The following is a 21,348-nucleotide window of genomic DNA, read 5'->3' on the forward strand; positions in this document are numbered from 1 at the left end:
AATACTGTATCCCGTGGAATATCGAAGAAAAGGTCACGCAATGAAAATCCTGCAGGTCACCGATGTCCACCTCGGTCGGAAGGGCGAGATCCGCTATGGCGCGAACCTGCATGAACGGCTCGCCAGCTGCATCGACCACATCAATGCCCGTCACGCCGATGCCGCCCTCTGCGTCTTTACCGGCGACCTGACTGAAACCGGCGAAGTTCACAGCTATGCCGATCTCAAATCAGCCTTAAGCAGGCTTTCCGTGCCCTTCCGCCTGCTGCCTGGAAATCACGACAGGCGCGCCAACCTCGTTGCGGCATTTCCCGAAAACCCGATCGACGACAATGGTTTCGTGCAATCCGCCTTTGATACGGCGGAAGCGTCGCTGCTTTTCCTCGACAGCCTGGCCGAAGGCCGCGTCACCGGCGAATTATGCGAAAAGAGGCTTGCCTGGCTCGATGCCCGGCTCAGCGAGGCGGCGGGCCGGCAGGCGTATATATTTCTGCATCATCCGCCGGTGGAGCTCGGCCTGGCACTGCTCGACCCTCTCGGCCTCGAGCAGCCTGGGCGGTTCCTAGATGTGCTCAAGCGCCATGGCAATGCTCGCCATATCTTCTTCGGGCACGTGCACCGCGACATTGCGGGCACGGTCGCCGGTATCCCGTTTACCGCGCAACGCGGCCTGCACGCCCGCTTCGTTCTCGATCTGGTGGGGGACGAAGTGGTCGAGCAAGCGCCCGCGTCATACGCAGTCGTCCTCATCGACCCCACTGACCAATGGGTTGTCGTTCACAATTGCGACTTCCTTGAGCGATGGCCCATCTATTCACCGGCGACGGGCGAGATCGTCACGCCGGTTGCCCGCGTCGCCTGATCGCCGGCGCCCTTCCGGGCGAGCCAGGGCGGCTGTTCAGGCAAACACATGCGCCTTGCCCGACACGGTCAGCCGGACGATCTCGCCGATCGCCGGCGCATCCATGCCCGGCTTGCGCAGGATCAATGGCGTGTTGCCGATCGCGGCGGCGTCGGGCGGATCGGGGCTGTTCAACAGACGCACCGCGATGGTGCACATCGAGCCGGCGAACTCCGATTCCGTCACCTCGCCGAACAGCATGTCCGGCGTGCCGGACATGCCTTCACGCGATGTGCGTTTCAGCAACACCTGCTCCGGCCGCAGCATGATGCGGGCGACGTCGCGCCGCACCGAGCTGTCGACGGCGATGCGGCCGAGCGGCGAGATGGCGAAGCCATCGGCGATCCTTGCCGGCAGGACGATGGCGTCGCCGAGGAACTCGGCGACCATCCTGTCCTTCGGCTTGAAATAGAGCTCGCGCGGCGTGCCGACCTGCGAGAAGTTGCCGTCGCGCATCACCGCGACCTGGCTGGCGAATGACAGCGCCTCGGCCTGGTCGTGGGTGACCAGGATGGTGGTGATGCCGGCGGTTTCAAGGAGCTCGGCCACGGCCTTGCGCATCGAGGCGCGCAGGCCGGTGTCGAGCGCCGAGAACGGCTCGTCGAGCAGCATCAGCCGCGGCTTCATGGCCATGGCGCGGGCGAGCGCGACGCGCTGCTGCTGGCCACCGGAGAGTTCGTGCGGGCGGCGCTTCAGGATCCCTTTGTCCAGCCCGACGACATAGGCGAGCTCGGCGATGCGCTCACTGCGCTTTTCCTCGTGACGCCCCATGCCGAAGCCGATATTGGCGGCGATGCTCAGATGCGGGAATAGAGCGCCGTCCTGCGCCACCAGCCCGATGCCGCGGCGATGCGCCGGCACGGCCGTTTCGCCATCGGCCAGCACCTCGCCATCGAGCACGATGCGGCCCTGGTCCGGCGCCTCGAAGCCGGCGATCAGCCGCAGCAAGGTGGTCTTGCCGCAGCCGGACGGCCCGACGATTGCCGTACGGCTGCCGCTGGCCACGCTGAGGTCGACGCCGGCAAGTGCTGCGACGGGCCCGTAGTGCTTGTGGATGCCGCTCAGCTCGAGAAAGCTCATCGCCCGGCCATCCGCTTCGACTGGACGTAGAGCAGCCAGGTCAAAGGCAGCGACATCGCCACCATGATTAGGGCATAAGGCGCCGCCGACGCATAGTCGATCTCGCCGCTATAGGACCAGAACGCCATGGCCAGCGTGCGGGTGCCGTTGGGCGCCAGCATCTGGGTTGCGGTCAACTCGTTCATGATGCCCAGCGCGACCAATGCCATGCCGGCCGCGGCACCCGGCGCCGACAGGCGGATGGTCGTCGACCACAGCGCCTTGAGCGGCGACCGGCCGAGGCTGGAGGCGGCGCGTTCGAGCTCGACCGGCGCCTGTGCAATTGACGCCCTGAGGCTAATCAGGGCGCGCGGCAGGAACATCAGCGCATAGGCGACCAGGATGGTGAACAGGGTCTGGTAGAGCGGCATGGCGATACGCACGGCGATGGTGACCAGCGCCAGGGCGATGACAACGCCGGGCAACGCGCCGACGATATAGTTGCAGCCCTCCAGGACGCGTTGCAGCCGCCCCGGCGCGCGGATCGAAATCCACGCCATCGGCATTGCCGCGACGGTGGCGAGCAGCGCGCCGGCAATCGCCAGGAACAGTGTCTGACCAAGCGCCAGGCCGATCTCGTCGAGCCGCCAGACGTCGGCGCCGCCGGCCATGAGCCAGCGACCGATAGTGACGAACGGCACCCCGAGCGCCAGCAGCGTGGTAACAGCGGGCAGCAGCAGGCAAGGAATGGTGGCGCGCCCAAGGCTCGTGCGCTGCTGGTGGCGCGCAGCACCCGAGCCGACGCGGGCATAGCGCTCCTCGCCGCGCACCAGCACCTCCAGCCCGAGCAGCACGAAGCAGCAGGTCACCAGCACGCCGGCCAGCATGTTGGCGGCGGGACCGTTGAAGGTCGACTGAAACTGGTCGACGATCGCGGTGGTGAAGGTGTCGAAGCGGATGAAGACATAGAGCCCGTATTCGGCCAGGAGATGCAGGCCGACCAGCAGGGAGCCGCCGCAAATGGCGAGCCGGAGCTGCGGCAGCACGACACGCCTGAACACGCGCCAGGGGCCAAGCCCGAGCGCTGCCGCTGCATCCTCGAGAGCCGGATCGAGTCGGCGCAAGGCTGCCGCCACCGGCAGATAGAGGAAGGGGAAATAGGCGATGACGGACACAAGCACGCCGGCCCACAGGCCGTGCAGTCTGGGCACCATGGTGATCCAGGCGTAACTGTGGACGAAGGCGGGAATGGCGAGCGGCGCCACCGACAGCCAGGCCCATAAGCGGGCACCCGGCAGATCGCTGCGCTCGGTCAGCCAGGCCAGCGCCACCGACAGCACGATCGAGATCGGTACCGCCAGCACCACCAGCAGGCTGGTGTTGACTAGAAGCTCGCCGACGCGCGGCCTGAACACCAGCGCCGCCACGGCTTCCCAGCCGGTCTGTATCGCCACCCAGACGATGAAGGCAAGCGGCAGCAGCGCAAACAGCGAGACAAAGACGGCAGCCAACGCAATCCATGAGACCGACCAACGACGTGCCCGCACGGCTGTGGTGTCGGCCGGCAAGCCTGAAGGTTCGAGATCGATCGCCGACTGCATCAGATCAGACGTTGTGCCGTTTCCGCCCGGAGGCGGAAACGATCGTCGGCCAATGCGGCGAGCAGCTTGCGGTCATGGACAGATGCCATCTTGAAAGCAGAGCGCTCCCGCGGAAAGCGAATTCCCACAGGAGCGCAGTCGGTTGCCCTTTTAGGACGAACGCCGGCTAAAGCAAGCCGGCCGCCGTCATCAGGTCGGTCACCTTTTTCGAGTTCAGCGCCGTCGCGTCGACTTTCGGCGCCTGCAGATCGGCCAGCGGCACCAGCTTCGGATTGGACTCGGCGCCCTTGCCGACTGCGTATTCGAACGAATCGCCTGTTTTCAGCACGTCCTGGCCGCCCTTGCCGGTGACCCATTTCAGGAAAGCCTGCGCTTCCTTCGGGTGCTTGCTCGAGGCCAGCACGCCACCCCCGGAAACCGAGACGAAAGCGCCGGGGTCCTGGTGCTTGAAATAGTGCAACTCGACATTCGTGCTGTTCTCGCCGGTCTTGGCCTGATCGCCGTAGTAGTAGTAGTGATAGATCACGCCGCCTTCGACCTCGCCGGCATTGACAGCCTTCATCACCGTGCTGTTGCCCTTATAGGCGGTAAAATTCTCCTTCATCGCCTTCAGCCATTCGGCCGTCGCTGCCTCACCCTTGAGCTGCAAAAGCGCGCTGACGATCGCCTGGAAATCGGCGCCGGAGGGCGAAGCGGCCCAACGGCCCTTCCAGCTCGGATCGGCGAGATCGAGCAGCGATTTGGGCAGCTGGTCGGCGGTCAGCTTGGTCTTGTTGTAGGCAAAGACGGTGCTGCGCGCGGCGACGCCGACCCATTTGCCGCTCGCCGGCTGGTACTCCGGCGGAACCTGGGCCAGTGTCTCGGTGTCGACCGGTGCGAACAGGCCGGCCGTCTCGACCAGCGCCATGGCCGGCGAATTCTCCGTCAGGAACACGTCGGCGGGCGAAGCGGTGCCTTCCGCAACGATCTGATTGGAGAAATCGCTGTCGCCGCCATTGCGGACGGTGACCTTGATGCCGGTTTCCTTGGTGAATCCCTCCGCCCAGGCCTTGGTCAGGTTTTCGTGCTGGGCGTTGTAGACGACGATGCCCTCGTCCTCTGCTATTGCCGGGCCGGCGATCAGGCTGATTGCAAGTGCTGTCGCACCGGCAAGGGCGGAAAGAGCATACTTCATGGCGTCGTCCTCGATTTCGATGGTCTTTGGCTTTGCAAGCTGCACCTACCAATACCTGACTAGTGCAGTCAACATTGCTGGCCCACTCAATTGCTCAAAAGGAGCAAACTTTCGTGATGCTCAGCTAATTTGCCTTGGACATTATTTCGCCGGCCCCGTAACAAATCAGCGCCGAGACGCGAATATCGGGGAGTGAACTCTTGTGAGCGGCAAGGACGAAGCCGAGCTTTCACGGCTGCTGCGGGCCGCGATCGCCGGAGACGAAAGGGCCTATGCCGACTTTCTGCACCGGATCGCCGCGCTCGTTCGTGGCTTTGCCCGGCGCAAGATTGTGCAGGGCGGGGTGGATCCCGAGGATGTCGTGCAGGAAACCTTGCTGGCCATTCATGTGAAACGACACACCTGGCGCCGTGATGCGCCGGTGCTGCCTTGGGTCTATGCAATAGCCCGCTTCAAGCTGATCGATGCGTTCCGGCGGCGCGGCCGGCGGATCGAGGTCGAGATCGACGAAATCGCCGAGACCTTTGCCGAGCCGGAATCGGAGACGGTGAGCGAGCGCGACGTCAACCGGGCGCTTGACAGCCTGTCGCCGGCACAGCGTTCCGTCGTCTCGGCCGTATCGGTCGAAGGCCGGTCAATCGGTGAGACCGCGGCCAAATTCGGCATCAGCGAGACGGCTGTGCGGGTGTCACTGCACCGCGGGCTTGCCGCCATTGCCAAACGGTTCAGGGCGGGGCGGGAATAACATGAGGACCGAAGATCTCATCAAGGCGCTCGACGCCGATGCCCGCAGCGAGGCGCTGCCGCTAGGCGCCGCCTGGTGGCTTGCCGCCAGCGCGGCCATCGTGATCGCGGCCGCGGTTTTCTGGCTGACGATCGGCCCGCGCCCCGACATTGCGATCGCCATGCACACGATGCGGTTCCTGTCCAAATTCGTCTTCACGATCGCTCTTGCCGCCAGCGCCTTTGCCCTGGTGCGTGCGCTGTCGATGCCCGGTGCATCGACTGGCCGGGCGGCGAGCTGGATGATCGCCGCGCCGCTGCTGGTGATTGTGGCCGTGATTCTCGAACTCCTCGTCGTGCCTGCGTCCGACTGGGGCACGCGCCTGGTCGGGACGAACATGGTAATCTGCCTGACCTTCATTCCGCTGATCGGCATCGGCCCGCTTGCCGTCTTTCTCGCGGTGCTGCGTCATGGCGCGCCGACACGGCCGGTGCTTGCCGGTGCTGCGGCGGGCCTTCTTGCCGGCGGGCTGTCGGCGACCTTCTATGCCGCGCATTGCTTCGACGATTCGCCGCTTTTCGTCGGCACCTGGTATACGATCGCGATCGCCATCCTTGGCGTGTTGGGGGCGCTCGGCGGGCGGCTTTTCGTGCGCTGGTAGCAGTGGCGATCAGCGTGTCGGAACGGGATGCTCGCCGCGATAGTCGTAGAAGCCGCGTCCGGTCTTGCGGCCGAGCCAACCAGCCTCGACATATTTGACCAGCAGCGGGCAGGGGCGGTATTTTGAATCCGACAGGCCGTCATGCAGCACCTGCATGATCGACAGGCAGGTATCCAGCCCGATGAAATCGGCAAGCTGCAGCGGCCCCATCGGATGGTTGGCGCCGAGCTTCATGGCGGTGTCGATGGCGTCGACCGAGCCGACACCTTCATAGAGTGTGTAGATCGCTTCGTTGATCATCGGCAGCAGGATGCGGTTGACGATGAACGCCGGGAAATCCTCCGAGACGGTGATCGTCTTGTCGAGCTGCTTCACATAGGTTTTTGCCGCCTCGAAAGTCTGGTCCTCGGTGGCGATGCCGCGCACCAGTTCGACCAGCTTCATCACCGGAACGGGATTCATGAAATGTATCCCGATGAAGCGTTCAGGGCGGTCGGTCTGCGAAGCCAGCCGCGTGATCGAGATCGATGACGTGTTTGTCGCCAGGATGGCCTCGGGGTTGAGCTGCGGGCAGAGCTGGGCATAGATCTTGCGCTTGACCGTCTCGTCCTCTGTCGCTGCTTCGATCACCAGGTCGGCGCCCGCAAGGTCGGCCATGGCCGGTGCCGCCGAAATGCGCGCCATCGCCTCATTGCGCAGCTTTTCCTCGAGTTTGCCGGAGCCGACCTGACGGGCCATGTTGCCGCTGACGGTAGCAATGCCCTTTTCGATGCGGTCGGGCGAAATATCGTAAACCAGCACCTTATAGCCCGCCAACGCCGACACGTGGGCGATGCCGCCACCCATCTGGCCCGCGCCGATGATGCCGATCGTCTCGATCTTGCTCATTACCCGATCCCGTCGAGGCCTTTGCGGCCCGTTTTTTGTGCAGTGCAAACTAAAAGGGCGGGGCGACTTCGTCTACCCCACCCCTCAGAATTTAATACGCTTTGGCAGAAGGCGTCAAAGCGCCTTTTGCAGTTCCGGCAGAATGACGAAGAGGTCACCGACAAGGCCGTAGTCGGCGACCTGGAAGATCGGCGCTTCCTCGTCCTTGTTGATGGCAACGATCACCTTCGAATCCTTCATGCCGGCAAGGTGCTGGATGGCGCCGGAGATGCCGACGGCGATGTAAAGGTCGGGCGCTACCACCTTGCCGGTCTGGCCGACCTGCCAGTCGTTCGGCGCATAGCCGGCATCGACGGCGGCGCGAGATGCGCCAACCGCCGCACCGAGCTTGTCGGCGACCGGCAGAATGACCTCCTGGAACTTCTCGGAGGAGCCCAGCGCACGGCCGCCCGAGATGATGATCCTGGCCGAGGTCAGCTCTGGACGGTCGGTCTCAGAGAGCTTGTTCTCGACAAAGCTCGACAGGCCGGGATTGGCCGCCGCCTGGACCGTCTCGACCGGCGCGGAACCGCCCTCGGGTGCTGCCTGGAAGGAAGCAGTGCGCACTGTGATGACCTTCTTGGCGTCACTCGACTGCACCGTCTGGATGGCGTTGCCGGCATAGATCGGCCGCTTGAAGGTGTCGGGCGACACGACTTCGATGATTTCCGATATCTGGGCGACATCGAGCAGCGCCGCCACGCGGGGCGCGACGTTCTTGCCCGACGAGGTCGCCGGCGCGATGATCGTCTCGTATGGCTCAGCAAGCGAAATGACGAGTGCCGCCAGCGGCTCGGCGAGACGCTCGGTCAGTTCGTCAGCGTCGGCGAGCAGCACCTTGGTGACGCCCTTGAGCTTGGCGGCGGCGTCCGCTGCCGGCTTGGCACCTTTGCCGGCAACCAGCACATGCACGTCCGAACCGATCTGCAGCGCCGCCGAAAGCGCCTTGGCGGTCTGGTCGGAAAGCGTCGCGTTGTCGTGTTCGGCAATCAGAAGAATTGTCATTTTTTATCCCTTCCTGGCCTTACAGCACGCCGGCTTCGTTTTTCAGCTTGTCCACCAGTTCGGCGACGCTCTTGACCTTGACGCCCGCCTTGCGGCCGCCCGGCTCCTCGGTCTTGATCACCCTCAGCCGCGGCTTGACGTCGGCGCCGTAGTCGGCAGGGCTCTTCTCGTCGAGCGGCTTCTTCTTGGCCTTCATAATGTTGGGCAGCGACGCGTAGCGCGGCTGGTTCAGCCGCAAATCGGCCGTGACGATTGCCGGCATCTTCAGTTCCAGCGTCTGCAGGCCGCCATCGACCTCGCGCGTCACCGTGGCCTTGTCACCGTCGAGCACGATCTTGGAGGCGAAGGTGCCCTGCGCCCAGCCGAGAAGTGCGGCCAGCATCTGGCCGGTCTGGTTGGAATCGTCGTCGATCGCCTGCTTGCCGAGAATGACCAGGCCGGGCTGTTCTGCCTCTACGACGCCCTTCAGCACCTTGGCGACGCCCAGCGGCTCGGTCTGCTCGTCGGTCTTGACCAGGATGGCGCGGTCGGCGCCCATGGCGAGCGCGGTGCGCAAGGTCTCCTGTGCCTGCTGCGGCCCGATCGACACGACGATGATCTCTTCGGCCTTGCCAGCCTCCTTCAGCCGGATCGCCTCTTCCACCGCGATCTCGTCGAACGGGTTCATCGCCATCTTGACGTTGGCGAGTTCCACCGCCGAACCGTCCGCCTTCACCCGGACCTTGACGTTCGCATCCACAACCCGCTTCACGGGCACAAGGATCTTCATTTGCCTGTCACCTCTTTCACGATAGTCTCTTCACGCTCATCGGGCGCGCTATAGCAGCGTGCACCTCTTCAGAGTTGTCGAAAGCCGACATTCCGGACGGAATTCTGGTCTTCGCCACGCCAGTAGGGTGGCGCTTCCGTAGTTGCGGCGACCCCGCGCGTCAATATCCGGGCGCACTCGGATCCTCGGCGAAGCACTCAAATCGGTTCAGTCCGGACCGGAAACGGTCCCCCGGCCCCAGCGCGGCGCCGGCTGCGCAGGTTGTGGTTCGCTTGGCGCCGGCTCTACGGCAACGGGCACTTGGCCGGCGACCACCACAGCCTCTTCATCCGCAGCGGCGAGCAGCGGCACGCCGCGGCTGCGCAAGACAAGCACCAGCACGGCTCCGGCGATGATGCCGCCGATATGGCAGGCCCAGGAAACCTGATCCTCGCCACCCTGCGCGAACATGAAGATTTGGAACAGGATCCACAGGATGAGCGGGATGAAGGCCGGGATGCGCAACGGGATGCGGGCGAAGACCAGCACCCATACCTTCACCCGCGGATAAAGGATCAGATAGGCGGCGACCACACCGGCGATGGCGCCCGACGCGCCGATCAGCGGCACCGGCGAATCCCAGGCAACCAGACCCTGGAAGAAAGCGCCGGCGATGGCGCAAAGCAGGTAGAAGACGAGGTAGCGGACATGGCCGAGTGCATCCTCGACATTGTCGCCGAACACCCACAGGAACAGCATGTTGCCGCCGAGGTGGAAGATATCCGCGTGCAGGAAGGAATAGGTCAGATAACTCAGGCTTTCCGGAATGACGACAAATTGCGGAGCGAGCTCGACGCTGTCATGCACAACCGACGGGATGAAACCGAGGCCCAGCACCGCGGCGTTGGCGAAATCCTCGCCGCCCAGTGTGGTGACAAAGTAGATCAGCACATTGAGGGCGATCAGGCTGATCGTCACATATTGCAGCTTGATGTGCCGTAGCCGGTTGGTGTCGTAAAGCGGGATGAACATCGGGCCTCTCCCGCTTCCGGCGGATTCAGCGGTTCTTGCCGGGAACCCATAGCACGTCGGCATTTCCATTGTCATTGACCGCGCGTGCGGCGACGAACAGAAAGTCCGAGACACGGTTGATGTATCTTATCGCCTCGCGGTTGACGTGCTCGTCTGGAGCTTGCGACAGCGCAACCATGATGCGCTCGGCGCGGCGGGCCACCGTGCGGGCGAGGTGAAGCGCAGCCGCTGCCGGCGTGCCGCCGTTGAGCACGAAGGATTTGAGCGGCTCAAGGTCCTTGTTGAGGAGGTCGATGTCCTGTTCGATGCGGTCGGTCTGCGAGGCGATGATCCGCAGCGGCTCGTAGTCGAGCGGCCTGCCATTATCGGGGACTGCCAGATCGGCGCCGAGATCGAAAAGATCGTTCTGGATGCGGCCAAGCATCGCATCGATCGCCGGATTTACTGCCGCTGTATGGATGCGAGCCATGCCGATGCAGGCATTGGCCTCGTCGACGGTGCCGTAGGCGTCGATGCGAAGGTCGGATTTCAGCCGCCGCTCACCAGAGCCGAGGCCGGTGGTGCCATCGTCGCCGGTGCGGGTGTAGATCTTGTTGAGCTTGACCACGGGTTACCTCCCGGCTGGTGGCTGCTGCGTCACTTACGGGTGAAATACACCGCCAGCATGATCAGCACCAAGGCCACGAACTGCAACAGCACGCGCGTCTGCATCAGCTTGTTGGAGGTCATGCTGGAGCCGCCGCGCATCATGTTGATGAGGCCGCGGATCAGCACGATCACCACGGCGACCATGACGAGAACGGCGAGGATGTTGAAGACGGTTGCCATGGTGTGTTCCAGTTGGATTGCGTTCAGGCGCGTTTGGCGAGCAGACGGTAGAGTACCGATGACGGCAGGATGCGTTTAAGGATCGCGCCGATCCTGGCCGGCACTGTTACCACATAATGCGGGCGCGGGCGCCGCGACAGAAGCGCATGGTGCAAGGCGGCATAAACCACCTCCGGCCCGGGCTTCAGCCGCGATGTGCTGCCGCCGGCCCGCAGCCGTTTAAGTTGCGCCGCATAGGCGAGGCGATGAACGGAATTCTCGTGATCGATATTTGCCAGGAACCAGGGGAGGCTGTTGGTGGCGATCTTCGATTTCACCGCTCCCGGCTCGATCAGCGAAACATGGATGCCGCTGCCGAGGAGTTCCTGATGCAGGCTTAGCATCAATCCTTCGACGGCGTGCTTCGATGCCGAGTAGGCGCCGCGAAAAGGCAGCGGCGCAAGGCCGAGGATCGACGAGCAATGAACGAGACGGCCATGGCCCTGGCGGCGCATCACCGGTACGACACGGCGAGTGAGATCATGCCAGCCAAAGACATTGGCCTCGAACTGCTGCCGTAAAGCCTCGACCGGCAGATCCTCGACGGCGCCGGGCTGTCCGTAGGCGCCGTTGTTGAAGAGCGCATCGAGCCGGCCGCTGGTCCGTTCCAGCACCGACGCCACCAGCGCCTCGATCGATCCGGGCTCGGTGTAGTCCAGATAAAAGGCCTCGATGCCGTCGGCCTCGAGCGCGGCGATATCCTCGGGCTTTCGGGCCGTTGCGAACACCCGCCAGCCTTCCTTCTTAAGAGCATGGGCGCAATAGGCGCCTATACCGGAAGAGGCACCTGTGACAATGATGGTGCGCAACTCTTCTCCGGGAGGACTGGTGGTTTGACCTAGGGTTGTCATTTACCGCAAACCCTTCCCATATTCGCGGCGTCGGGACAATCGAAGGGAACGCGGTTCTTGTTGCGGAAGATCGTAGCCCTCAAACGCGTCCTTTACGACGCGCTCGGCCATTTCAATACCGACGACGGCTGGGCGATGGCCAGCCATCTGGCGATCACCGCGCTTATGGCGCTTTTTCCTTTCCTGATCTTCGCCACGACGCTGGCGAGTTTTTTCGGCGCGCAGGCTTTCGCCGACACCGCCGTGCACCTTGTGTTCGACACATGGCCCGAGCAGATCGCCAAACCGATCGCGCGCGAAGTGCTCAACGTGCTTACCGTCCGGCGCAGCGACCTGTTGACCTACGGTATCGTGCTTGCCGGATACTTCGCCTCGAACGGCATCGAGGCGCTGCGCACCTCGCTCAACCGGGCCTATCGTGTCTCGGAAACGCGCGGCATCATCTACCGGCGGGTGCAGAGCATCATCTTCGTGCTGATCGCGACGGCCGGGTTTTTGGCCATCAGCGTGCTGCTGGTCTTCGCGCCATTGCTGGCACGGCTGGCCGAGTCGCATTTCGAATGGATAAAACCCTATATGGGCACGATCACGCTGTGGCGTTACGTCATCGCCTCGGTCGTCATCATCGGCGGTCTGTTCGCCGTGCATTTCTGGTTGCCGGCCGGCAAGCGCCGCTTCGTTTCGATCGTGCCTGGCATCATCTTCACTCTGGTCGGCTGGCTCATCGGGTCGACCATCTTCGCCGCCTATCTCGATCATTTCTCGTCCTATGTGACGACCTATGCCGGCCTCGCCTCGATCATGATCGCCGTCGTCTTCCTCTATATAGTCTCGGCGATCTTCATCCTCGGTGGCGAGCTCAACGCCGCGATCAGCCGCTATTTAGAGGCACGTGCCCGCGTCGGCGGCTGAGCCGTCGCCAGCCCGACGCCGAGCGTCGCGATCGCCATGCCGCCGATCTGGAGCGGACTCAATTGCTCACCGAACAATGCCCAGGCGATGACCGCGGTGACGGCCGGCACGAGGTAAAACAGCGAGGCGACCTTCGACATCTCGCCGTCGCGGATCATCACCATCAACAGGAAGATGGCGCCGATCGATAGCACCAGCACGAGCCAGGCCATAGCAAAGATCAGTTCGCCATTGACGATGACCGTTCGGGTCTCGAAGGCGAGCGAGGCCAGAGCCATCACCGATGCGCCGCCGACATATTGCCAGAACGTGGCAGCCACCAGATCGCCGCCGGAGGCGAAACGCTTCTGCCAGATCGTGCCGGCGCTCATGCCGAGTACGGAGACAAATGAGGCGACCAGCGTCTCGGCCGTCACGCCGCCGCCGAGCGCGCCGAGCTTCGGCCAAAGCACGATCACCACGCCGATCAACCCTAGGCCGAGACCGGCCCAGTGGCGCGGCAGGATGGCCTCGCCCAGAAGCCGGCCGGCGAGCACCGCCGTGATCAGCGGCTGCAGGCCGACGATCAAGGCTGAAAGCCCGGCGGGCATGCCCCGGTGGATGGCCCAGAACACGCCGCCGAGATAGACCCCATGCATCAGGATGCCGGCGCCGGCCGCGTGCAGCGCCTCGTCTCGGGTGGCGCGGCTCGAACCAAGCGCGGCCATCAAAGCGACAAGCAGGATTGCGGCCAGGACAAAGCGCGCAGCCAGGAAAGTAAAAGGCTCCGCCCACGGCATGGCATAGCGCGCGCCGATGAAGCCGGTCGCCCACAGGACGACAAAAGAGGCGGGGATAAACCGCTTGAGGCTGTGCATTTTTCCGGGGGCCACGGTGAATTCGGGTGAGGGATCGACTGCGGCGACTGCTTAATGCCGTTCGGGCCGGCAAGCAAAACCAAACGGTTGATCCATAGAGTCATTTGAATTGAAGGAGCGCCGTTGATGGCCGTCAGCTCACCGGTCTAGTCTAGAGACCAACCAGCCGCTTGACATCGGCGGGCGATGCGCCCGCCTCGCGCTGGGCGGCAAGGCCGGTATCGCCAAGGCTCTTCGACAGTTTTCGTCCATCCGGGCCGAGGATCAGGCGATGGTGAAAATAGGCCGGCTGCGGCAGCCCAAGCAGTTGCTGAAGCAGCCGCTGCACGCTTGTCGCGGAATAAAGGTCCTGGCCGCGCACGACATGGCTGACGCCCTGCAGCGCGTCGTCCATGGTGACGGCGAGATGATAGCTGGTCGGGATTTCGCGGCGCGCCACGACCACGTCGCCCCAATCCTGCGGATGGGCTTCGACACGACGCGTCGCGGAGAGCGTCTCGTCCGTGTATTCGGCCCATGACAGGTCCTTGCCGGCGCGCGCTATTGCAGCATCGACGTCCAGCCGCCAGGCAAATGGCACATTTTCGGCGATGCGCCGCTTGCGTTCGCTCGCCGTCAACGCCTTGTCGGCGGCGGGATAGAGCGGCACGCCGTCCGGGTCGCGGGGCCAGTCGCGGCCGCGCTTTTCGCTGTCGGCGATAAAGGCGCGGATCTCACTTCTGCTCATGAAGGCCGGATAGACAAGCTCCGCTTCGATCAGCCGCTCGAGCATCGCCCGATATTCGGCAAAATGCTCGGACTGGCGGCGCACCGGCTCCTCCCAGCCAAGCCCCAGCCATTTCAGGTCGCGAAAAATGCCTGCCTCGAATTCCAGCGTGCAGCGCGTCGTGTCGATATCCTCGATGCGCAGCAGCAGGCGTCCGCCCGTGGCCTTTGCCATTTTCTGATTGAGCAGCGCCGAATAGGCATGGCCGAGATGCAGTTCGCCGTTCGGGCTCGGCGCGAAGCGGAATGTCAGCAGTGTCATTGTCCGGCGGCAATCGGGTTGTGCGGCGCTTTCGCCAATTGCTACTTTGCGCCGGCAGCGTCGCGCGTCCAGAGGGACGCGTGACGAAGCGTGCGGCACATTTGATTTTGGAACAAGCAGACATGCAACGCATCGCCAACCTTGACGACATTGTAGAAGGCCTGGACGCGCTGTGCCTGCTTGATCCGCGCCTGGACAAGGTGCGCGGCATGGCCGGCGAGGTGCCGCTCAGGCTGTCGGAGCCGGGGTTCAGGAGCCTTGCTTCGATCGTCGTTTCACAACAAGTGTCCCGCGCGACTGCCGATGCCATCTTCGGCCGGCTGACGAAACTGCTCGATCCGCTGACGCCGCAGGCGATCCTTGCCGCCGATGAGGCGATCTTTCGCGAGGCCGGGCTGTCGCGGCCCAAGCAGCGCGGCCTGATTGCCGTCGCCCAGGCGGTGGCCGACGGGCTCGACCTCGATCATCTCTGCCAACTCGATGCAACGGAGGCGATCGCAGCCATGACCAAGGTGCCGGGCATCGGCCCGTGGACGGCTGAAGTCTACCTTTTGTTTGCCGCCGGACACCCAGATATCTTTCCGGCGCGCGACGTTGCGTTGCAGAGCGCGGTCGGCCATGCGCTCGGCATCGACCCGCGTCCGCCGGAGAAAATGCTGATCCGGCTTGCCGAATCATGGAGCCCGTGGCGCGGTGTCGCATCGCGGCTTTTCTGGGCTTATTATCGCGAATTGAAGGGCAGGGATGCCGCGCCTCCGGCCTGAATCCGCAAAAAAGCATTGAAATCATGCGTTTCTGAGACCCGGCATGATCGACAATCCGCTTCACATCCCTGTCATGTCGGGCTTACAGTATCCGCGTCGACCGGTTCTAGGGTGAAGGAGGTCAACGACGTGACGGTTGCCGTATCTCCGGATGGGCTTCCAGCGCTGGTGCTGAACGCGGATTACCGTCCGCTCAGCTATTACCCCCTGTCGCTCTGGTCCTGGCAGGATGCCATCAAAGCGGTGTTCCTCGAGAGGGTGAACATCGTCGCCGAATACGAACACGCCGTCTCTTCACCGACCTTTTCGATGAAGCTGCCGAGCGTCGTCAGCCTGAAGGCTTACGTGAAGCCGTCGAGGCATCCGGCGTTTACTCGTTTCAACGTCTTCCTGCGTGACCGTTTCCAGTGCCAATATTGCGGCACGCCGGACGATCTGACGTTCGACCATGTCATTCCTCGCCATCGCGGCGGCGCCACGACCTGGGAGAATGTCGTCGCTGCCTGCTCGCCCTGCAATCTGAGGAAGGGCGGCATGATGCCGGCCCACGCCAAGATGTGGCCGCTGCAGAAGCCCTACCAGCCGACGGTGCATGATTTGCATAATAACGGCCGGCTGTTCCCGCCCAACCATCTGCACGAAAGCTGGATGGATTATCTCTACTGGGATGTCGAACTCGAACCTTGAGATCATCCGACAATTCGCGAGGCTAGCCGTCTGAAGCGATTGTCCGCGCTTCCGATGCTCACGGACCAATGTCCGCTCCGCTTCGGTTCTCGACAATCACGTCATACGACTCAGCCTGCCGAATTCTTGAATGATCTTGCGTCCGCCCATAGGGCGAACCGCTCAATCGCGGGCGAAGGCGCTGCGGAACGCTACGACCGCCAGGACAAAGCTAGCGATGGCGTTCCAGCCGGCCAAGGACAGGCCGAGGATGCGGAGCGCCGCCTTGTCGCAGGAGGGCGGGACGAATTTGTCGAGCGCGTCGAGCACGCCCTTGCCGCCGGTGTCCACCGGCCCGGCGGCTGCGGTGCAATCGGTCGGGCCCGGCCACCACGCCCATTCGACGCCGGAGTGATAAACGCCGAGATAGACGCCGTAGAGCATCAGCAGGCCGCCAATGGCCAGCAGGCCACGGCTTATCCAGGCTGGCGCGTGAAGAGCCGACGCAAGCACCGCCAGCAGCATCAAGGGCACGCCGACGTAGTAAGGAGTGCGCTGCTCGAGGCAGAGCTTGCAGGGGATGTAGCCGCCAACATACTGAAAGGCCAGCGCCGAGCCGACCGTGGCGGCCATGGCGACAGCGAGAAACAGGGCGGTGCGCAGCCGCTGGCGTCCGGTATCGGCATTCACGGTCGCTGTCATTGGACTCAGTCCATTCGGTTCGATTCCGTTCAGACGGCGTATTTGACGACGATATAGAGCAAAATCAGGGCAGCGGCGGCGGCGCCCGCAATCTGGCCAAGGCGCTTTTCGATGAAGTGGCGGATCGGCTCGCCATAGCGGCGCAACAGCCACGCGAGAAACAGGAAGCGGGCTCCGCGGGCAACAATTGCCAGCACGATGAAAAGTAGCAAAGGAACGCCGATGACGCCGGACAGGATCGTCACCACCTTGATCGGCGGTAGATGGGCGAGGCCGGAGGTGACCAGCATCAGGATGATGAAGCCGACACCCGACGAGACGCGCATCGCCTCGAACTCGTCATATTTGCCATAAAATTCGAGGATCGGCCGCGCCACCGCATCATAGGCATAATGGCCGATGAACCAGCCGGCGATGCCGCCCAGCACCGAGGCGACGGTGGCAACCAGCGCATAACGGTAAGCGCGATCCGGTCGCGACAGCGCCATCGGCAGATAGAGGACGTCGGCCGGCACCAGGAACACCGAGCTCTCGACGAAGGCGATGAAGGCCAGCCACCATTCGGCGGATTTGCTCGCCGCCAGCGACAAGGTCCAGTCGTAAAGTCCGCGAAGCATCGGCACTCCTAATGCACGCCCAAACCAGTAGCGGTCTTGGGATCACGACATGTACAAACAAGACTTGGAAGCGCCCCGATCAACCTCGTCGGACAAGGTGCGCTTCAATGACATGCGCCGCCTGTCTAGAAAGATTTTCCGCGCTGCACAATGGCAGCTGCTTCACGAAATCGAAAGGCTGAGGCTTGAGCGAGACCGGATCTCGGGAATTGGCCGTTGACGAACAGGCCTCCAACCGTATAGTCCGCGCCCATCCAGGCCGCCCGGCCTGAGCCCCTATGGCGGAATTGGTAGACGCGCTCGACTCAAAATCGAGTTCCGCAAGGAGTGCTGGTTCGATCCCGGCTAGGGGCACCATTTCCCATCCGTCGAGAGAGCTCGGTTTGGTCGTTATCCCAGGAGCCCCCTGGGATAACTGAGGCCCCGAGCGCTTTCGACAACCCAGACTGTAACGGAGGTCGCTATCACATCGGCCCCGGCACCATCTTGGTCGGCTGCTCCGGCATCGGAAACGCATAGTTGTCGCATTTCACGTCCGGGTTCGTCGGACTGAACATTCCGAGCGGGTTGTCCTTGAACAGCCAGGCGTGAAGGTCGTAGTGGTGGAACTCCTTCGGGATGAGCGGATAATGCCCCTCCATCGGCCCCTGGAATGTCTGTCCGAAGAGCTTCGGCGGCTCCTTGGTGTCCGGCGTCAAGGGCACGAGCCATTCCGCGCCGACCAGGCGCAATTCGCCGCCGACCGGCTCATAGATCAGCACATTGGGACGCGTCGGATCCGCAGTCGGGCCGATAGTCGTGACGTTGACGAAATGGATCCCCATCGCGCCCTTCGGGTAGTCCATCGCTCCCTCTACCTTTTCGCCGCTGTAGAAGACGCATCCAACCGTCGATAGATAAAGCTCGCGAATGGCAACCTTGTAGTCTTCATACCTGGACAGCGATTTACGCAGGGCATCGATCTCGGCCTTGTCGGGTTCGGCGGCCCGAGGCGCGGCGGCGTTCAGACACGCGCCAACGAGACCTGCCAATGTGAGGATACCGAGACGCCTGAGGTGAGTTGTTTTCGTCATGCATTCCTCCCAGATTTTTTTCTGGCCGTGCAGGACCGAGGCGGCAGTGATGCTGGACGCGCGGCCGAAATTGATCGCCTCATCCCGGTTGGGACTGCGTCGATGCTAATCTTTTCCGCTGATCGGGAGAATTAACCCTGACGACCTAGGCCCAAGCGGACCGATGGTGCGGAGACCAGGGCAGTCGCATAGGGGCAAGTACCCCCTCACCCAGATTGCCAACCGAATTGCGAAGGGCAATTCGGGGCAATCCGACCTCTCCCCGAGGGGAGACGAGGAGATCGCCAGCGCTGGCGTCCGCCTCTTCTCCCCAGCTGGGGAGAAGGTGGCCGCGAAGCGGCCGGATGAGGGGACTCCATATGCAATAGCCCATGGTGCGGACCGGACCAACGGCCGATCCGGTCGCATCCCTAGGCCCGATGCACTAGCGCCGGCGCAGCAGGCTCCTCATCCGGTTGCGCAGCAGGCGCGCCATGTTGCGGGTCTCGCGGTAGAGGTGAAGCTGCGAGGCCGCCTGGCGGGCGGGGCGGTCGGCGTCCGGCGTCAGCCCGATCACCAGCGTGCCCATCGGCTTGCGTTCGCTCCACAGCCGGCTCATCACCGGATGGTCGGGCACCGCGCAGGAATCGGTCATCATGATGTTGGGGTCGTCGAGATGCTGCCTGGTCACCTCGATCATCAGCAGCGTGCCCGGCGAATAGGGGGCGAGCGTCTCGTCATAGGCGGTCTTCCAGGTGTAGGCGACGCCGGCCTCGACGAAGACGACCAGGCAGGCGATGGTGCGGCCGTCGAGCGTCAGCGAATGGATGCGGCAGAGGTCCTGCTCGGCCAGCCGGTGCACCGCCTCGCGGGCGAAGGCGGCGCGGTAGCGGTCGATGGCCATGGCAGTGCGTTCGCGGCCTTTCCAGCCGGCAGCCTCCAGCGTCAGGAAATTTTCGATGGCGTGGCGGATCTCGTCGGGCCCGCGCGCCACGACATGCTCCAGCCGGCCGAGGTCGGCGAGACGGCGCTTCAGGCGGCGGAACTCGCGATAATGGTGGGCGCGCAGCGAAGCTTTCAGATACTCCTCGCCGTCGAGTTCGCTTTCGAGCACCGGGCGCTCGGCCTTGCCGGTGGTGACCAGCGTCAGGCCGCGCGTTTCGGCGACGCTGGTGAGCAGGCTCGCAACCGGGCCGTCCAGCCTTATGTCGGGCAGCACGAAGACCTTCGGCAGTTTGAGATGCGGCCTCGACAGCATCGAGAAGAAATCCTCGATCACGCCGATCGGATCGTCGCGGTCGATCAGCGGCGTGCCGATCGGGCCGAACGGGCTCGACCAGGTGCGCATGACGGGAACCCCGAGCGGCACCATCGGCCGCTCGACCGACAACGGCACCAGCAGGCGCAGCCGGTTGCGATACTGGTCGCCGTCGCGGATGACCGCCAGCCGCACCTCGCGGTCCTCGAGCCTCGGCATGGCCGGCGCCAGGAAGCGCGGATTGAAGAAGACGTTGGGCTCGATCGTGCGGGTGCAGAGATAGTCGAGCTCCTCGACCAGGTCGAAGCCGGCGGAGGCCGGATAGATGGCAAGCTTGCGCTCGGGCCGGTTGTTGGCGAGGATCTCGACATGGGCGGGATCGGCTTCGCGGGCAAGTCCGGCAAGGCCGGACACCATGGCGCCGGCCGGGCCGCCGCTGGTTTCCTCGAGCAAGGGGACGGCAGCCATCAGGCGGCTCCTTTGGCGGGCACGAAAATGGCCATGGCGATACCGAGCTTGCGCCAGACCGTAAATGACAGCGCGCCGGCCTCGAAGATCATGGCGAAGACGGTGGCCATCGCCGCGCCCCATAGGCCGAAAAGCGGGATCAGCACGACGCTGAGCGCGATGTTGAAGGCCAGCGTCATGGCATAGACAGCGGCGCAGATGTTCTGGTTGCCGCTCATGGTGAGCAGGCTTTCGCAAGGGCCGACGGCGGCCCGCGCGACGACGCCGAACACCAGCAGGAACAGCAGCGGATAGCCGGCGGAAAATTCCGAGCCGAACAGGGTCAGCATCGGCTCGCCCAGCGCCAGCACCAGCAGCGCCATCGCCAGCGACGGCCAGAAGGTCCACGACACGGTTTCGCGGGCGAAGGCGGCGAGCTTTTGCGGCTCGCCATGAGTGAACTGCGCATAGCGCTGGGCAACGCCGGCCTTGACGGCGAAATAGACGAAATGCACCAGCGCCAGCGTCTTGACGGTGGCGAAATAGACGGCGACGTCGTTGGGATCGAGATAGGCGCCGACCATCAGCACGTCGGCATTGGTGAGCAGGAAGAAGAAGCTCTCGACCAGGAAGATCGGCAGCGAGACGATGAACCATTGGCCGAAATGCAGCTTCATCGGCCCGGCCGGGATCCTTTTGTCGATGCGCGAGGTGACGCCGATGAGCTGGCCGAGCGTGGTGGCATAGGTGGCGGCGATGGCGGCGAAGATCGCCGTTTTGGCGTCGGGCGCGTAGCCCGCCAGCAGCATCAGCGCCATGAACGCCAGGATCAGCAGCGGCCGCACCAGGAATGTCGGCGACAGCGCAAACAGCGCCCAGGAATTGGCCCGCGCCAGCCCTTGCAGAAGGTCGGACATGGCGATCATCGGCAGGCAGATGATGCCAAGGATGAACGGCACGTCGTAATAGTTTTCGATATAGGCCGACAGCAGCCAGACGCCGAGCGCGCCGAGGCCGGCGATCACCGTCGAGGCAATCAGCACGAACAGCCGGCTGGCCTGCACGATGCCGCGCAATTCGGCCATCATGCCGCGCTCGCGATATTCGGGGATGAAGCGGATGATCGAGGTGTGGAAACCGAGGCAGGCGAGATTGCCGACGATGACCATAGTCACCCAGACAAGCACGAAAATGCCGTATTCGAACGACCCCATCCAGCGCGCCATCAGGACCTGGCTGACGAAGGCGATGACGGCGCTGACGATGCGGACCGAAAAGGCGATCAGCGACATGCGGCCGGCCTCGCCCCGCGCGCCGGCGCTGAACAGCACGGCATCGATCAGGCCAAGCAGCGGCCTGATGCGCAGCGCAAGGCGCTGCGGCAGGTACCGCCCGGCTGTCGTCGCCGCGGAAAAACGCACCCCGATCACACTCCGTTTTCCGCCTCTTTTCTGGCTATGCGTCTAACGAAAACACATTAAGAAACGGTTGGGTGG

23 protein-coding genes and 1 tRNA gene are annotated in these 21,348 nt (G+C 63.6%); 7 read left to right on the forward strand and 17 right to left on the reverse strand.

Annotated features, from left to right (window positions below):
* The first annotated feature begins 40 nt into the window (after window positions 1–40).
* A complete protein-coding gene (locus NKH13_RS02425; protein ID WP_352910382.1) occupies window positions 41–862 on the forward strand; it encodes a phosphodiesterase in 822 nt (273 codons plus the stop codon).
* Window positions 863–898: 36 nt separating this feature from the next.
* On the opposite strand, the gene NKH13_RS02430 is transcribed toward NKH13_RS02425, so the two are convergent.
* The 3 genes from NKH13_RS02430 to NKH13_RS02440 form a co-directional block, all read right to left on the reverse strand.
* Entirely contained in the window at window positions 899–1,981 is a 1,083-nt protein-coding gene (locus tag NKH13_RS02430; RefSeq protein ID WP_352910385.1) for an ABC transporter ATP-binding protein, read from the reverse strand.
* The gene (locus tag NKH13_RS02435; RefSeq protein WP_352910387.1) at window positions 1,978–3,561 is read right to left on the reverse strand and encodes an ABC transporter permease; all 1,584 of its coding nucleotides are present in this window, start codon (window positions 3,559–3,561) and stop codon (window positions 1,978–1,980) included. The genes NKH13_RS02430 and NKH13_RS02435 overlap by 4 nt, the downstream gene beginning before the upstream one ends.
* 166 nt (window positions 3,562–3,727) lie before the next feature.
* On the reverse strand, window positions 3,728–4,735 hold the full coding sequence (locus NKH13_RS02440; RefSeq protein ID WP_352910787.1) for an iron ABC transporter substrate-binding protein: 1,008 nt from the start codon (window positions 4,733–4,735) through the stop codon (window positions 3,728–3,730).
* Between the two features lie 202 nt (window positions 4,736–4,937).
* On the opposite strand from NKH13_RS02440, the gene NKH13_RS02445 reads away from it, so the two are divergent.
* Both NKH13_RS02445 and NKH13_RS02450 read left to right on the forward strand, forming a co-directional pair.
* Window positions 4,938–5,480 carry a sigma-70 family RNA polymerase sigma factor gene (locus NKH13_RS02445; RefSeq protein WP_352467572.1) on the forward strand — a complete coding sequence of 181 codons (543 nt, stop codon included), beginning with the start codon at window positions 4,938–4,940 and terminating at the stop codon, window positions 5,478–5,480.
* A gap of 1 nt (window position 5,481) precedes the next feature.
* Window positions 5,482–6,120: an NrsF family protein gene (locus NKH13_RS02450; protein WP_352910390.1), complete on the forward strand. Its 639-nt coding sequence runs from the start codon at window positions 5,482–5,484 to the stop codon at window positions 6,118–6,120.
* A 9-nt stretch (window positions 6,121–6,129) separates the two neighbouring features.
* Here the strand turns inward: NKH13_RS02450 and NKH13_RS02455 are convergent, their stop codons facing one another.
* The 7 genes from NKH13_RS02455 to NKH13_RS02485 all read right to left on the reverse strand — a co-directional run bounded on the left by NKH13_RS02455 (window position 6,130) and on the right by NKH13_RS02485 (window position 11,550).
* A complete protein-coding gene (locus NKH13_RS02455; RefSeq protein WP_023721073.1) occupies window positions 6,130–7,008 on the reverse strand; it encodes a 3-hydroxybutyryl-CoA dehydrogenase in 879 nt (292 codons plus the stop codon).
* 114 nt (window positions 7,009–7,122) lie between these two features.
* Window positions 7,123–8,052: an electron transfer flavoprotein subunit alpha/FixB family protein gene (locus NKH13_RS02460; RefSeq protein ID WP_352910393.1), complete on the reverse strand. Its 930-nt coding sequence runs from the start codon at window positions 8,050–8,052 to the stop codon at window positions 7,123–7,125.
* A 19-nt stretch (window positions 8,053–8,071) separates the two neighbouring features.
* Window positions 8,072–8,821, reverse strand: a complete 750-nt coding sequence (locus tag NKH13_RS02465; RefSeq protein ID WP_352910396.1) for an electron transfer flavoprotein subunit beta/FixA family protein — start codon at window positions 8,819–8,821, stop codon at window positions 8,072–8,074.
* Between the two features lie 207 nt (window positions 8,822–9,028).
* On the reverse strand, window positions 9,029–9,832 hold the full coding sequence (locus NKH13_RS02470) for a rhomboid family intramembrane serine protease (protein WP_352910400.1): 804 nt from the start codon (window positions 9,830–9,832) through the stop codon (window positions 9,029–9,031).
* Window positions 9,833–9,857: 25 nt separating this feature from the next.
* Window positions 9,858–10,439, reverse strand: coding sequence for a cob(I)yrinic acid a,c-diamide adenosyltransferase (locus tag NKH13_RS02475; protein WP_352910401.1), 582 nt, complete (start codon window positions 10,437–10,439; stop codon window positions 9,858–9,860).
* A gap of 29 nt (window positions 10,440–10,468) precedes the next feature.
* Entirely contained in the window at window positions 10,469–10,660 is a 192-nt protein-coding gene (locus tag NKH13_RS02480; protein WP_023677950.1) for a twin transmembrane helix small protein, read from the reverse strand.
* Between the two features lie 23 nt (window positions 10,661–10,683).
* Window positions 10,684–11,550, reverse strand: a complete 867-nt coding sequence (locus NKH13_RS02485) for an SDR family oxidoreductase (protein ID WP_352910402.1) — start codon at window positions 11,548–11,550, stop codon at window positions 10,684–10,686.
* Between the two features lie 57 nt (window positions 11,551–11,607).
* On the opposite strand from NKH13_RS02485, the gene NKH13_RS02490 reads away from it, so the two are divergent.
* Window positions 11,608–12,462 carry a YihY/virulence factor BrkB family protein gene (locus NKH13_RS02490; protein WP_292656768.1) on the forward strand — a complete coding sequence of 285 codons (855 nt, stop codon included), beginning with the start codon at window positions 11,608–11,610 and terminating at the stop codon, window positions 12,460–12,462.
* Here NKH13_RS02490 and NKH13_RS02495 read toward each other — a convergent pair.
* Window positions 12,429–13,319: a DMT family transporter gene (locus NKH13_RS02495; protein ID WP_352910405.1), complete on the reverse strand. Its 891-nt coding sequence runs from the start codon at window positions 13,317–13,319 to the stop codon at window positions 12,429–12,431. The two genes, NKH13_RS02490 and NKH13_RS02495, sit on opposite strands and share 34 nt — an antisense overlap.
* A 151-nt stretch (window positions 13,320–13,470) precedes the next feature.
* Window positions 13,471–14,346, reverse strand: coding sequence for a tRNA glutamyl-Q(34) synthetase GluQRS (gluQRS, locus tag NKH13_RS02500; RefSeq protein ID WP_352910408.1), 876 nt, complete (start codon window positions 14,344–14,346; stop codon window positions 13,471–13,473).
* 122 nt (window positions 14,347–14,468) lie between these two features.
* On the opposite strand from gluQRS, the gene NKH13_RS02505 reads away from it, so the two are divergent.
* Both NKH13_RS02505 and NKH13_RS02510 read left to right on the forward strand, forming a co-directional pair.
* On the forward strand, window positions 14,469–15,110 hold the full coding sequence (locus NKH13_RS02505) for a DNA-3-methyladenine glycosylase family protein (protein ID WP_352910411.1): 642 nt from the start codon (window positions 14,469–14,471) through the stop codon (window positions 15,108–15,110).
* Window positions 15,111–15,239: 129 nt separating this feature from the next.
* On the forward strand, window positions 15,240–15,797 hold the full coding sequence (locus NKH13_RS02510; protein ID WP_023677956.1) for an HNH endonuclease: 558 nt from the start codon (window positions 15,240–15,242) through the stop codon (window positions 15,795–15,797).
* 162 nt (window positions 15,798–15,959) lie between these two features.
* Here the strand turns inward: NKH13_RS02510 and NKH13_RS02515 are convergent, their stop codons facing one another.
* Entirely contained in the window at window positions 15,960–16,478 is a 519-nt protein-coding gene (locus NKH13_RS02515) for a disulfide bond formation protein B (RefSeq protein ID WP_352910413.1), read from the reverse strand.
* Between the two features lie 29 nt (window positions 16,479–16,507).
* Complete coding sequence (locus NKH13_RS02520; RefSeq protein WP_023677958.1) at window positions 16,508–17,095, reverse strand: YqaA family protein; 588 nt, start codon at window positions 17,093–17,095, stop codon at window positions 16,508–16,510.
* Window positions 17,096–17,367: 272 nt separating this feature from the next.
* Here NKH13_RS02520 and NKH13_RS02525 point away from each other — a divergent pair.
* Window positions 17,368–17,452, forward strand: a tRNA-Leu gene (locus tag NKH13_RS02525).
* Between the two features lie 107 nt (window positions 17,453–17,559).
* On the opposite strand, the gene NKH13_RS02530 is transcribed toward NKH13_RS02525, so the two are convergent.
* The 3 genes from NKH13_RS02530 to NKH13_RS02540 all read right to left on the reverse strand — a co-directional run bounded on the left by NKH13_RS02530 (window position 17,560) and on the right by NKH13_RS02540 (window position 21,273).
* Window positions 17,560–18,168, reverse strand: a complete 609-nt coding sequence (locus NKH13_RS02530) for a hypothetical protein (protein WP_352910416.1) — start codon at window positions 18,166–18,168, stop codon at window positions 17,560–17,562.
* 424 nt (window positions 18,169–18,592) lie between these two features.
* A complete protein-coding gene (locus tag NKH13_RS02535) occupies window positions 18,593–19,873 on the reverse strand; it encodes a GNAT family N-acetyltransferase (RefSeq protein ID WP_352910418.1) in 1,281 nt (426 codons plus the stop codon).
* Window positions 19,873–21,273, reverse strand: a complete 1,401-nt coding sequence (locus NKH13_RS02540) for a lipopolysaccharide biosynthesis protein (RefSeq protein ID WP_352910788.1) — start codon at window positions 21,271–21,273, stop codon at window positions 19,873–19,875. The genes NKH13_RS02535 and NKH13_RS02540 overlap by 1 nt, the downstream gene beginning before the upstream one ends.
* Window positions 21,274–21,348 lie beyond the last annotated feature (75 nt).

The sequence above is a fragment of the Mesorhizobium sp. M1348 genome, assembly GCF_040317925.1.
Classification (GTDB): Bacteria; Pseudomonadota; Alphaproteobacteria; order Rhizobiales; family Rhizobiaceae; genus Mesorhizobium.

Excerpts from the sequence above, each read along its gene's own strand:
- NKH13_RS02425 (WP_352910382.1), top strand. The coding sequence starts at position 41 with ATGAAAATCCTGCAGGTCACCGATGTCCACCTCGGTCGGAAGGGCGAG.
- NKH13_RS02430 (WP_352910385.1), bottom strand. The coding sequence starts at position 1,981 with ATGAGCTTTCTCGAGCTGAGCGGCATCCACAAGCACTACGGGCCCGTC.
- NKH13_RS02435 (WP_352910387.1), bottom strand. The coding sequence starts at position 3,561 with ATGCAGTCGGCGATCGATCTCGAACCTTCAGGCTTGCCGGCCGACACC.
- NKH13_RS02440 (WP_352910787.1), bottom strand. The coding sequence starts at position 4,735 with ATGAAGTATGCTCTTTCCGCCCTTGCCGGTGCGACAGCACTTGCAATC.
- NKH13_RS02450 (WP_352910390.1), top strand. The coding sequence starts at position 5,482 with ATGAGGACCGAAGATCTCATCAAGGCGCTCGACGCCGATGCCCGCAGC.
- NKH13_RS02455 (WP_023721073.1), bottom strand. The coding sequence starts at position 7,008 with ATGAGCAAGATCGAGACGATCGGCATCATCGGCGCGGGCCAGATGGGT.
- NKH13_RS02460 (WP_352910393.1), bottom strand. The coding sequence starts at position 8,052 with ATGACAATTCTTCTGATTGCCGAACACGACAACGCGACGCTTTCCGAC.
- NKH13_RS02465 (WP_352910396.1), bottom strand. The coding sequence starts at position 8,821 with ATGAAGATCCTTGTGCCCGTGAAGCGGGTTGTGGATGCGAACGTCAAG.
- NKH13_RS02470 (WP_352910400.1), bottom strand. The coding sequence starts at position 9,832 with ATGTTCATCCCGCTTTACGACACCAACCGGCTACGGCACATCAAGCTG.
- NKH13_RS02480 (WP_023677950.1), bottom strand. The coding sequence starts at position 10,660 with ATGGCAACCGTCTTCAACATCCTCGCCGTTCTCGTCATGGTCGCCGTG.
- NKH13_RS02485 (WP_352910402.1), bottom strand. The coding sequence starts at position 11,550 with ATGACAACCCTAGGTCAAACCACCAGTCCTCCCGGAGAAGAGTTGCGC.
- NKH13_RS02495 (WP_352910405.1), bottom strand. The coding sequence starts at position 13,319 with ATGCACAGCCTCAAGCGGTTTATCCCCGCCTCTTTTGTCGTCCTGTGG.
- gluQRS (WP_352910408.1), bottom strand. The coding sequence starts at position 14,346 with ATGACACTGCTGACATTCCGCTTCGCGCCGAGCCCGAACGGCGAACTG.
- NKH13_RS02505 (WP_352910411.1), top strand. The coding sequence starts at position 14,469 with ATGCAACGCATCGCCAACCTTGACGACATTGTAGAAGGCCTGGACGCG.
- NKH13_RS02515 (WP_352910413.1), bottom strand. The coding sequence starts at position 16,478 with ATGACAGCGACCGTGAATGCCGATACCGGACGCCAGCGGCTGCGCACC.
- NKH13_RS02520 (WP_023677958.1), bottom strand. The coding sequence starts at position 17,095 with ATGCTTCGCGGACTTTACGACTGGACCTTGTCGCTGGCGGCGAGCAAA.
- NKH13_RS02530 (WP_352910416.1), bottom strand. The coding sequence starts at position 18,168 with ATGACGAAAACAACTCACCTCAGGCGTCTCGGTATCCTCACATTGGCA.
- NKH13_RS02535 (WP_352910418.1), bottom strand. The coding sequence starts at position 19,873 with ATGGCTGCCGTCCCCTTGCTCGAGGAAACCAGCGGCGGCCCGGCCGGC.